General features: G+C 63.1%; 8 protein-coding genes. 3 read left to right on the top strand and 5 right to left on the bottom strand.

The window, feature by feature from the left end; translation table 11 throughout:
- Window positions 1-190: 190 nt before the first annotated feature.
- The 4 genes from ACN27A_RS27395 to ACN27A_RS27380 all read right to left on the bottom strand — a co-directional run bounded on the left by ACN27A_RS27395 (window position 191) and on the right by ACN27A_RS27380 (window position 3,828).
- Entirely contained in the window at window positions 191-1,012 is an 822-nt protein-coding gene (locus ACN27A_RS27395; protein ID WP_421457420.1) for a peptidase, read from the bottom strand.
- The gene (locus ACN27A_RS27390) at window positions 1,009-2,322 is read right to left on the bottom strand and encodes a VWA domain-containing protein (RefSeq protein ID WP_421457419.1); all 1,314 of its coding nucleotides are present in this window, start codon (window positions 2,320-2,322) and stop codon (window positions 1,009-1,011) included. Before ACN27A_RS27390 ends, ACN27A_RS27395 begins: the two co-directional genes overlap by 4 nt.
- A 145-nt stretch (window positions 2,323-2,467) precedes the next feature.
- A complete protein-coding gene (locus tag ACN27A_RS27385; protein WP_421457418.1) occupies window positions 2,468-3,538 on the bottom strand; it encodes an FAD-binding oxidoreductase in 1,071 nt (356 codons plus the stop codon).
- The gene (locus ACN27A_RS27380) at window positions 3,535-3,828 is read right to left on the bottom strand and encodes a hypothetical protein (RefSeq protein ID WP_421457417.1); all 294 of its coding nucleotides are present in this window, start codon (window positions 3,826-3,828) and stop codon (window positions 3,535-3,537) included. Before ACN27A_RS27380 ends, ACN27A_RS27385 begins: the two co-directional genes overlap by 4 nt.
- A 290-nt stretch (window positions 3,829-4,118) precedes the next feature.
- Between ACN27A_RS27380 and ACN27A_RS27375 the strand changes: the two genes are divergently transcribed.
- The 3 genes from ACN27A_RS27375 to ACN27A_RS27365 all read left to right on the top strand — a co-directional run bounded on the left by ACN27A_RS27375 (window position 4,119) and on the right by ACN27A_RS27365 (window position 8,883).
- Window positions 4,119-5,177: a DUF5919 domain-containing protein gene (locus tag ACN27A_RS27375; RefSeq protein ID WP_421457416.1), complete on the top strand. Its 1,059-nt coding sequence runs from the start codon at window positions 4,119-4,121 to the stop codon at window positions 5,175-5,177.
- Window positions 5,174-5,968 carry an inositol monophosphatase family protein gene (locus ACN27A_RS27370; protein ID WP_421457415.1) on the top strand — a complete coding sequence of 265 codons (795 nt, stop codon included), beginning with the start codon at window positions 5,174-5,176 and terminating at the stop codon, window positions 5,966-5,968. Before ACN27A_RS27375 ends, ACN27A_RS27370 begins: the two co-directional genes overlap by 4 nt.
- Before the next feature lie 356 nt (window positions 5,969-6,324).
- Window positions 6,325-8,883 (top strand): N-6 DNA methylase, encoded by a 2,559-nt coding sequence (locus ACN27A_RS27365; RefSeq protein ID WP_421457414.1) that lies wholly within the window; start codon window positions 6,325-6,327, stop codon window positions 8,881-8,883.
- 97 nt (window positions 8,884-8,980) lie between these two features.
- Here the strand turns inward: ACN27A_RS27365 and ACN27A_RS27360 are convergent, their stop codons facing one another.
- Window positions 8,981-11,137, bottom strand: a complete 2,157-nt coding sequence (locus tag ACN27A_RS27360; RefSeq protein WP_421457413.1) for an AIPR family protein — start codon at window positions 11,135-11,137, stop codon at window positions 8,981-8,983.
- Between the last annotated feature and the right edge of the window lie 553 nt (window positions 11,138-11,690).

Genomic DNA, 11,690 nt, shown 5'->3' with positions numbered 1-11,690 from the left:
CGGACCGTTCCGGTGTTGACACTCTGATACCTGGTTGATCCCGTTGAAAGCGGCCCTTCCTTGCACAAAGCCGCCGAGCATCGGCGTGCGCGTCCTTGCTCATGCCAGGGCGGGCACGACCCGTTCGGTCATGCCCGCCCTGCCGTCGTCGTCCGTCTCGTTCGTGCCCCTGTGCTGCGACCGCGTAGCGTCAGCCGACGCGCTGGCGGGGGCGGGTCAGGGCGAAGCCGACCACGCCCGCGACGGCGGCCAGGATGCCGCCGCCGATGGTCCAGTACCAGCGGGACGACAGGCCCGGCCACCGCACCCAGTCGAACCAGCCGTCCTCCTCGTCACCGGCCGCCTCCGGGGCCGGAGTGCTGGCGGTCGGATCGCCGGCGAGCACCTTGCCCGGGTTCACCGCCGGGACCAGGGGCTCCTTCAGGTCGCCGCCCTCCGGCTCGGTGTCGCCGTCGGACTCCACCCCGACCAGCAGGCTCACCTCGATCGGCAGGCCCAGCTCCTGCTCCGGCAACTCGATGCCGGACAGTCGGACGTAGTAGGTGCCCGGCAACGGGTCACCCGACCACGGCTCGGCCCACGAGCGCACCTGGCGCAGTTCGCAGTCGAGTTCGACGGTGGTGGCACTCTTCGACGCCACCGGAGTCTGCGCCCCCGCGACACACGCCTGCCGGCGGCGCAGCCCGTCGAAGACCTCGACCGTCCAGGTGGAGTCGCCCTTCCGGCTCGCTGCGGCGGGCAGCGACACGGTGGCCGCCACGTGATGGGTGTCCCCCGCCGCGGCCGTGAACGACCAGTACAGGTAGTCGCCCACGGAGGCGCCGACGCGTACCGGCTGGCCGGGGCTGATGCCGGCGGCGGTGAGGAACGAGGTGCCGGCCTTGTTGATGGTGGCGGCCCCCGGCGACGGGGTGGGCGTGTCCGCACCGGCGGCGGCCGGCAGCGCGACGGCGATGCCGGTGGCGGCGAGCAGCACCGCTGCCCGGCGGGCCGGGATCGGAGCCTTCGTCATCGGGTCCTCCAGACCGCTACCCACCAACGGGTCAGCCAACCAACGATCAGCCCACTGAGCAGGCCCGCGAGCATGAGTACGCCCAACAGCACCCAGCCCCGGCCGAGACCCGGGCTGTTCGGGGCGGGCGACGCGTCGACCAGGTCGATGGTCAGTTCGAGCGGCATGCCCGGAGCCTGACCGGCGCCCGCCTTCGCGGAGAAGGAGTTGCTGACCACCAGGCAGACGACGGTGGGCTCGGGAGCCTTCTCCGTCGACTCCGTGAAGACGCCGCCCTTGTCGTCGTCCGCCGACTCCTCCTCGTCCTCGTCGTCCGCCGCCGACCAGCGCACGCCGGTCGACAGCACGTCGGTACGACCGCTGCCGGCGTCGTTGCCCCGGACCAGTTCCCGCCCGTCGGTGGCGGTGGCCCGCAGCAGTACGCCGTAGTCCCGGTTCAACGGCCGGTCCAGGCCGATGCTCACCGAGGCCCGCAGCTCCTGCCCCGGCTGGACCGGGATCCGGTACCACCGGTGCTCCTCGAAGCGCTCCCGGTCGGTGTAGACACCGGGGGTGAGCACGGGCGCCTTGGCGCAGACGTCGGTGCCGGCCACCTTCGCCGGCGTCTTCGTGTGCGTGTCCTTGGCCCGTTCCACGATCTGCTTGATCCGCCGGGTCAGGTCGTCCTTGCTCTGCGCGGAGGTGTACGTCCCGCCGGTCGCCGAGGCGATGCAGACGAGCTGCCTGCGTACCTTCTCGTCCGGGATGAGGCCGAGCGTGTCGACCACCAGACGCGTGCCCTGGGCGGCCAGCTCGCGGGCCACCTCGCAGGGGTCCGGCGGCGCGCAGGTGTCCTCGCCGTCGGTGATGAGCACGATGCGCCGGGTGGTCTCGCCGGTACCGAGGTCCTTCGCCGCCTCGCGCAGGGCCAGGCCGACGGGGGTGAAGCCGGTCGGGCGCAGGGTGGCGATGGCGTTCTTGGCCTTCACCCGGTCGACGGGACCGACCGGTACGAGCTGCTGGGTGTCCTGGCAGCCGGCCTTCTTGTCGTCGCCGCCGTAGGTGGCGCCGAGGACGCGGATGCCGAGATCCGTCGTCTCGGGCAGCGCGTCCACGACGTCGTTGAACGCCTCCTGGGCCACGGCGATACGGGAGCGCCCGCCGATGTCCTTGGCGCGCATCGAGCCGCTGACGTCGAGCACCAGCTCCACCTTGGGCGGCTCGACGGGTTCGGTTTCGTGCTCGTCGGCGTAGGCGGGAGCCACGCCCAGTGTCGGGAAGGCCACCAACAGTCCTAGGAGGACTGCTGGAAGCCGTCGTTTGATGATCACGGGGGCCGATCCTAGTGATCGCCAAGCCCGGGGCTAATCCGGCCGCGTCACCACCCTCTACTTTGGATCGCTCGAACCCATCGAGAGTCGACGCACTCCCTCGGTGGTCGTGGAAGCCGAGGCGGCTGCACCGGGGTCCTGACCGTCAGGGCACCAGTTCCGCCGGCAGGTGGATACGCTCGGCGGGCACCCCGACGGCGAGCAGCCGCAGCCGCGCGCCAGCGAGCATCGGGGGCGGGCCGCAGACGTACACGTCGTCGTCGGGGCGGCGGTGGTTGAGGGCGATGGTGAGGGCGTCGCCCTGCTCGGCGGGCTCGGCGCCGGGGTCGTGGCTGAAGGCGGGCACGACGGTCAGCCAGTCGTGGGCAGTCTGGAGCTTGTCGAGGGCCGTCGCGTCGTACAGGTCCGCGAAGATGCGCGCGCCGACGACCAGGGTCACCCGCCGGCCGTCGGGCGCGGCGGCGACCTGCTCGACCAGGGCGCGCAGCAGCGCCAGCCCGGTGCCGCCGGCCACGAGCAGCAGGTCCCGCCGCGCGGACGGGTCCAGGCTGAGGCCGGCGTCGCGTGGCGGGCCGAGGTGGAGCAGTTCGCCGGGGCGTACGTCGTGGACGAGGCTGTGGGCGACGGCCCCGGCGGCGACGGCGCGGACGTGCAGCTCGACGGTGCCGTCGGGGCGCGGGGCGTTGGCCGGGGAGAGCCAACGCCAGCGGCCGGGCCGGCGCGGCGTGCAGACCGGCACCGCCTGGCCGGGCCGGAAGGGCAGGCGCTGCCAGGGGCGTACGGTCAGGATCGCGATCGTGTCGCACGGCCGGTCGTGGCCGATCACCTCGGCGGGGCACCAGGCCAGGCCGTCCTCCGTGCGGGCGGCGGCGCGCCGCACGGCCTCGTCGGCGCGGCGGCCGGCGTGCTCCCAGGCGTCGGCGTGCCGCGGCGTCCACAGTGGCCGCGGGCGCCGGGCGACGGCGGCGAGCAGCGCGTCGCCGATGGTGGCGGCGTGCGGCAGCAGGCCATGCCGGCGGTACGCGCGGCCGAGCACCGCCAGCAGCGCCGCCCGCCCGGCCGGGTCGTCGCCGCCGACCGTGAGACGGCCGAGCGCGGCGAAGAGCAGCGGCGCGTCCCGCTCGGGCAGCAGGCCGGGCCGGCGATCCTCCAGCGTGCACCAGAAGTCGTCGGTGTCCCGCTCGATGGCTGCCTCCCAGGCGGCGGCGATGCTCACGCGCCCACCTCGCCGGCGAAGGCCCGGCGGGCGCGGGCGAGCCGCTCGTCGGGCACGTCGAGCGCCCAGAGCACCCCCGCCAGGTAGTCGACGACGCGCCGGTGCTGCTCCTCCGACAGGCCGAACCCGCGCCACGGGTCCTCTCTTGGCTGGCCTTCGAGAGCCGCGGCGAGGCCCGCCGCCAGGTGCGCGCCGAGCCGCTCCAGGTCGACCCCGATGAGGTACGGCGACAGCTCCGCGTCCGCCACGACGAGCCGCAGCCACTGGCCGACCGCCTCCTGGGCGGTCACGCCCAGCCGCCTTGCTCGATCGGGGCTCCGGCTTCCCCTGCGGTGGTGGTCAGGATCGGGATGGCGTCGCTCAGGGTGGTCACGTTCTTCTGCCCCTCGGGATGCGGCTGGTGGAGTGGCGCCGGGGCGGGCGGGAGCGGAGCTGTGTCGTTCGGGGACCGACACAGTTCCGGAGCCAGCACCCGCCCCGGGTCATGCGTCCACCATTTCTGAGCTGCGGAAAGACCAGAATGACCACGCACTGCACTTGACCGGTAACTGCGCTGCATATGCTGCAGGTAAGGTGCACGATGACCGTTCTCGACGTGATCGAAGGCGGCACGATGACACCCGTGCAGCGATGGACCGGCCGCGAGACGAAGGCACTCCGCTATGCGCTCCGCATGAGCATCCGTGACTTCGCCGTGCACCTGGGCGTGGCCGAACGGACCGTTTCCAAGTGGGAAGCCGGCGGGAAGAGCGTGACCCCCCGCCCTGAGATGCAGGCGGCCCTGGACACTGCACTTGCTCAGGCTGCCGACGAGGCTCGACGCCGGTTCGCGGCGGCGCTACCTCAGGCAAACCTGCCGGCTCCGGCTTCCGAGAGCGGGCTCAACCTTGGAGCCGTCGCGTGTGGGCAGGTTGCGCGGGCTCGTCAGGCCCTCGGACTGAGCGTCGAAGACTTCGCCGCCGTCCTGGCCCGGACGCTGACCTGGAGACCCACCGGTAACGACATCACCAACTGGGAGACAAGCACGGTCCCACCCGGGGACGTCGTACTCGCACTCTCCGCGATTCTCGATCCGTCCTCCGCTGCCCGCCAGGGCACAGATCGGTTCGGTGACCTCGTAGCCGTCCATACGAACCGCTCCGAGTTCTCGACTAACCTTCCGCCTGATCAACTGCTCAGCGGCGCGAGCACCGTGCGCGCCGTGGGCCTGTCGCTCAACCTCCTGTCGCAGGGTTACCCAGATCGCCTCTGGCACGACCTGGTCGAGGCCGGTGCGCACGTCCGCCTTCTGTTCCTCAATCCATCGGGGCAGGCTGTCCAGGCACGCGAGGCGGAGGAAGGCTTTCCGGCAGGGCAATTGTCAGGGCTGACGAAGCTCAACATCGAAACGCTGATGCGCGTGCGTGACCGGCTGCCCGACGGGCTCCAGGACCGCATGGAACTGGCGGTCTACGACGATACGTTGCGATTCAACGTCATCCTGGTCGACGATCTCTGCGTCGCGCAGCCGTACCTCGCGGAGAGCCGAGGGGTCGACTCCCCCGCGTTCGTCGCCAGGCGGAGACAGGCTCGCGGCGGCCTGTATCCGGTGTTCGAACAGCACTTCGAGACGCAGTGGCGACGGGGGCAGCGGTTGTGAGCGACTACGGACCACTCTTGCCTGTTGCGATCGAGGCGGTTGCACGGGCGGCAGAGGACATGCGGCGTAAGCCACCGGGTGCGCTCACAGCCAAGGGCGACCGCGACATGGCGTCCGCATTGGACTACGAGATCGAGCGCAGCGTCCGCGAGATGCTCCGCGTCGCGACTCCCGACATCGGGTTCCTCGGCGAGGAGGACGGCATCAGCGGGTCGGGAGAGCTGCAGTGGGTGCTCGATCCGATCGACGGGACGGCCAACTTCGTGCGAGGCATCCCGCTCTGCGCGGTGTCGCTCGGGCTGCTGCACCATGGCGAGGCGGTCCTCGGGGTCATCGAGCTGCCCTTCCTCGGCAACCGTTACGCCGCCGCCCAGGGCGACGGCGCAACGGTCGACGGCAAGCCGATTCGGGTGAGCCAAACGAGCCGGCTGAGCGAGGCGATCGTGGCGATCGGCGACTACGCCGTAGGCGAGGGCGCTGCGGCCAAGAACCGACTCCGGCTCGCGCTGACCGCACGGCTCGCCGAGTCCGCGCAGCGGATACGGATGACTGGCACGGCGGCGCTCGACCTAGCCTGGTTAGCCGAGGGTAGGCTCGACGCCTCGATAACTCTGTCTAACCACCCATGGGACATGACGGCGGGTGTGGCCATCGCCCGCGAAGCAGGCGCTCAGGTAGTGGGCGAGGACGGGAGCAGGCACGCTGCAAAATCGTCTGTAACAGTGGGTGTTGCGCCCACCCTGCTTGACAGCACCCTCGGTTTGCTCAGGGATGTGGGATGCCCGACATAAAACGCAGGCGCCTTACGGCGGTCCGACGCCAGCAATACTCGCACGGACGCCCTGCGTGTTTGGATGCAAACATTGGCAGCCAAAGCGCTTGGATGAGGGATGGACGGCACCGGAGAGAGCAGCAGTTACATCAACGCCAACAGGGCCCTACGCGACCAATTGGGTTGGGAATTCCTCGAAGGCTTGCCGAATGTCCACCTGGCATGGCTGACCAACAATCGGGTCACTGCACGGATGCAACCGTAGCCGAACCCAAAGGCATGCGGGTGCCAGTCAATCGCAAGGGATGCATACGGGTAGGATAGCCGTCAGCAAGGGCGCGCCTACCCCCATCCACCAATCCCGAAAGTAGGACCGTGAAGGCTAGCGAAGCAGCCAACGAAACGGCTGTCATAGAAGATGAAATCGCCAAGTCAAAGCGAGTTCCAGACTTTATTAGTGGACGTGACGTGCTCGCCACTCCGGAAGAGGTCGGAGCGGTGCAGCCTTTCGCCATACAATTGGTCGAAGACTACGGCTACCCAGTTCAAACAATCAGAACCCGACCCCAATGGCACGTAAAGTCCTCCCCTTCTGATCGCGCCAAGAAATATCCTGTCGATATCGCTGTGTTCAAGAACGACTCACATAGCGACGAAGACTTGTACATTGTAGTTGAGTGTAAGAAAAAGAAGCGGAAAGACGGGAAGGGGCAGCTCGAAGACTATCTTCGCCTCTCTAGGGCAGAGCTAGGTGTCTGGTTCAATGGCAGCGAGCGCCTTTTCTTGCGAAAAGTAGAGACTACCTCCGGAATAAAGTTTGAGGAGATTCCGAACATCCCGCGGTACGGGGAGCGGGTTGAGGATGTCGGCCTCTACAGTCGCGACTCTCTCCGACCAACTCACAATTTGCGAGCAACTTTCCGGGCGGCGCGCAACTATCTAGCTGCGAACGCTGTCGGGATGACTAGAGACGAGCCGCTAGCGCAGCAAATAATCAACTTGATTTTCTGCAAGATATACGACGAAAGATTTACTGCCCGTCAAGCAACTGTTCGCTTCAGAGCTGGCATCAACGAAAGCAGCGCGACAGTTGCTTCACGGATCCGTCAGATCTTTGCAGAGGTTAAACAGCAATACGACGACGTTTTCGAGATCAACGACACCCTGGATCTTGATGATCACTCAATCACGTATGTGGTGGGAGAGCTTCAGCCATATTCCCTTATTGAGTGCGATAGAGATGTCGTCGCAGATGCCTTCGAGACTTTCATTGGCCCTTCCCTGAAGGGCTCTCAAGGACAGTTCTTCACACCTCGAAACGTTGTTCGGCTAACTGCCGCTATGGTACGGCCGACCTCTAAAGACAAGATCGTTGATCCCGCTTGCGGATCAGGTGGATTTCTAGTTGAGATCTTGCGCACGCTATGGGAACAGGTCGAATCGAGAGGGGTGGGTTTGGGCTGGCCAACGCAGGAGATCGAGCATGAGAAGCAGAAGGTAGCGATCCGGGCAATCCGAGGGATAGACAAAGACGCATTCCTTGCTAAGGTAGCAAAAGCCTATATGGCAGTTCTCGGCGACGGCCGAGGAGGGATTTTCTGCGAAAACTCTCTCGCTCCTGCTTCATGGCACCCGAAGGCTGCCGATGAAGTTCGGGACAGCAACTTTACTGTCGTAGTAACTAATCCGCCTTTTGGGAAAAAGCTCAAAGTCCAGGATTCCTCGACGCTTTCAAACTTCAACCTGGGACGTCGATGGACCCGAGATCGCGATAGTGGTGAATTTGTCCGGAGCGGCTCAGTCCTTGAGGGTCAAGCGCCTCAAATCCTCTTCATCGAGCGCTGCTTGGACCTCCTGGGCTCCGGGGGACGACTCGGTATTGTCATACCAGAGTCTATGCTCTGCAACCCCTCGCATAAGTTCATCGTCTCGCACATCCTCAGCAGGGCGCGAATCCGTGCCGTTGTAAGCATGCCGGAGGAGCTGTTTCAGCCTTATACACATGCCAAGACAGCGATCGTTCTGATCGAAAAGCACAGGAGTGGCGAAGACAATAGCAGCGACTACCCCGTCTTCATGGCCGTTGCCCGCTGGTGTGGCCACGACTCGCGAGGCCACGAAATTCCGTACGACGACCTGCCTGAAATTACCCAACGTTTGAATAACTTCCTGGACGGCGAAGCTCTCGATTTCGACCATCTTGGTTTCACCGTTCAGGCAAGCCAAATTTCGGACATGGTGTACCTGCCTAAGTATTACAATCCCGAATTAAGGGAGCGCCTTTCAGATCTTTCCGAGACTCACGACCTAATCCCGCTCGGCAACCTTTCTGACACCAATCTCATTTCCGTGAACACTGGTCACGAGCCCGGGAAGCTGGCTTACGGAACCGGCCCAATTCCTTTTATCCGCACCTCAGATATTGCAAACTGGGAAATTAAGGGCGACCCGAAACACGGTGTTTCTGGAGAGATCTATAGCACCTACGCTGGACGCCAGGATGTAGAGGTTGGCGATATCTTGATGGTGCGAGACGGGACATACCTCGTCGGCACGTGTGCGATCGTGACTGAACTCGACGCGAAGATCCTGTTCCAGAGTCACATTCTGAAATTCAAGTCACTCGACCATGACAAGCTTGACCCATTTCTCCTATTGGCCCTACTGTCGGCGCCGATCGTCAAGGAACAAATTTGGTCGAAGCGTTTTACTCAGGACATCATCGACACGTTAGGAGGTCGGTGGCGTGAAGTTGTGTTACCAGTGCCGAAATCGGCACACGAAAGGAATCGAATCGCCGAAGCCGCGCGCACGGCTGTGGAACACAGAGTGGCAGCACGGCTAACCGCGCGACGTGCAATTATGCTCGTCGCACCACACGGATCTCTCGATCCCGAGGTAGACTACGACTTCCTGGTGATCGGTCGGCCGTAGCGGCAGCTCTACGGTCTCGTTTCGCGATGTTTCTGCTTTCGTTGTGGGATGTCCGGTGGCACAAATTTGTGCCACCGGATTCCCACACCATTCGCACTTAAGGTAGGGTAGCCCCGCCCTCATCCCCGCGCCAAACCTGCTCGGCAAGCTGAACGAGAGTTTCGCCTCCGGGAAGGACCCACTGGCGCGGACCCTGTACAGACACCCACGCGTCACGCCACTCAGCTAGTTCCCAGATGAGGGTCGTGAGACCAGAGGGCGAATAACGCTCACCATCAACCTCCCAAATAAGAGGTTTAGATTTACTGTTTGTCCAACGAGCTCGCGAACGACGAGGATCGGCATCGAGCCATTCTCCAATCGCTGATTGCTCCACCTCTCCGGTGGGTTGGAACAGTAGCGCAGTCCCCTCTGCCACGACCCCTGCATTGACTAGGAGGCTGACGGTATTGGGGCGTCGTGTTGGTCTTGCAGCTACGACGGGAGGATAGTCGGCAAGACTCTCACGTGCGTTTCCTGCCGCAAGAGAAGAACCTACTAGTTGAACAAGGCGTCGACACCTCTGCTCGTTAGTGAAAGTACTCGAAACGTAGGAGGTCCGACCAAATTCACTATTAACAGCCTGAATCATATGCAATAGGACAGCTTTAACAGTGTCCGGAATGCCATCGAAGCTCTTCTCCCAGTCGCTATCGGGATCTTCGATGCCCTCCTTACCGATCAACTCGAAGACTATGTGAGTAATCAACAAATCGCCATGCTCTGCAATTGCCGCAGCGCGGCCTCCCGACGAGGCCCTAAGGTCCCGCAGGGCGGCGTCTACTTTCCTCACCAGGCACACTGACCGCCAAATCTGATACGCGCTGGGCTGCTGACCGAAGAGTTGCTCATATATGCCGGCCTCCTTATCCCAAAGAAGACTAACGTCACGCTTCGCGCGCATCGCCATCGCTGGGTTACGATGGGCGCAGGCAAGAGCAATCGAAGCATGAATGATTGAGCAACCCGCTTCAGGAGGCGGCTGAAGATCCCCCCTCTTCAGCACATACTCTTTACGCAGCGAGAGCCTAAAATCCTCCTGAATCGCAACTTGCGTTTCGTCGATGGCTATAAAGTCTTGACGCTCCATATGATTCTGAGTGTTGGTAGCCTCAGTAACTTCAGTAGCGAACTGCTGCTCGCGGTCATCGACTACGATAACTCTAACGCTGACGAAAGCCTCACCGACCGCTGCCGGCGCCTCCTGGAATGCCCCATGCGCAGACGTTACGGTTTGCGCGCCGTTCACTACGCTCGCGTTGATCAGTTCGAGGCGAACAGGTTGACCTTTATCACGCTTCCCAAAGAAGTGTCGGACAACCTGATTACATAGCACGGTAATTCCATTGTTGAAATACCAAAACTTCTCCGGCTCGTCGATAAGTGTCTGCACGAGGCGTTGGTTAACTGCTGTTCTGCCCAGCGATTTCCTAACGTTTCTGACATAGAGGCGATCCCCGTGGTTCGCATACCAGCCTGCGAGCTCGTCTGCGGAAACCAGACCGTAGTATGCCTCATAGGGGGTGGACCTGTACTCCCATCCGGCAGACATCGTTGCTTCAACTGAAATCGGCGTAGGAGCAATGTCATCGCGGAGCGCCTGGAAGAAGTCGGTACCGGTTAGGATTTTGTGCTCAAGAGTACGGCCAAAGATGTTGAAGTCACGACCTGCATCTGTCAGCACCTCTTCAACCTCGGGGGCCATGTGGCCGTCGCCCATCACAGCGACAACAAGCACCACCCGGCAAAATGCTTCGCTAAGAACGGCCCTGACTTGAGGCTCGATTTTGCGAAATCTGTCGTTAAATCTTCCAAACTCCTGATCGTCCATCTGCTTGAAACCTCTGACGAGCTTATTTGCAGAGCCGGTGTCAATGCCCGCCTGGCCAAAATCGCTCCATTTGGCTTGAACTAGCCACAGCTCGGGAGAGCCATCAGATACAGCGACCGCATCGATTCCATAATCGTCGCGCCCATCAATCACTGCAGTCGCCGCCTCCACGCTGGTGCAGCCTGTCAGGTGTCGCACCGCCCTCGCAGCTAGGGCCCGGGATAGAAATTGCAGACGGCGTTGCACGGGATCGGTGGACTTTATATCGCTAACATCAATCAAGTCTTGGAACTCTTCAATTAGCGCGTCTTGTATCTGACGCACATGCCGAGGGATTTCCTTTTTGGCGGATGCCTTACTCAAAACAGATCTCCAAATACCCATGTTAACTCGACCCACATTGACCGAGCGAATCCCTTTGACCACCCTCCAGATTGCCTGCCAGGCGAGGCTCAATAGTTAATTCACCATTTATCCGGCCAGAAGGTCGGGCGGGTGTATGGGAATAATTATTGGCGCCAGCTACCTCCGCTGATACCAACATCAGCCCGGTGCAGCTGACTGTCGACTGCACGGCGGCATAGGCAGCTCGACGAGGCGCAGGGAATTATTATGTTTCGACCAAATCAGCCGATTTATTTAGAACACGGACCACCCATCACCTCCCCGCAAAGGCGCACACTACCGTCTAGGATCCGGCAGCGGGACCGCCTAGTCATCGGCTATCTGGGCTTTCCTCGCCTGTCCCGGCCCGTCAACGACCAGCAGAGCTGGTGTTGCCTTTCGAAATCTATTCTCGGTATCAGGACGTTCTCGCAGCTCACAGAGGGGAAGTCAATCAACTTGGCCCGCCAGCAACGCTGGCCCGAGGCGGCACCGTTAGACGACCACTTTCCTTATTGCCCTCTACTGTCGTAGTCCCGACACAAGCCTTCGA

Source organism: Micromonospora sp. WMMD737 (assembly GCF_049179055.1).
GTDB lineage: Bacteria > Actinomycetota > Actinomycetes > Mycobacteriales > Micromonosporaceae > Micromonospora > Micromonospora reichwaldensis.
Note: the sequence above shows the minus strand (reverse complement) of the source record. Positions and strands in the feature narration are given on the sequence as shown.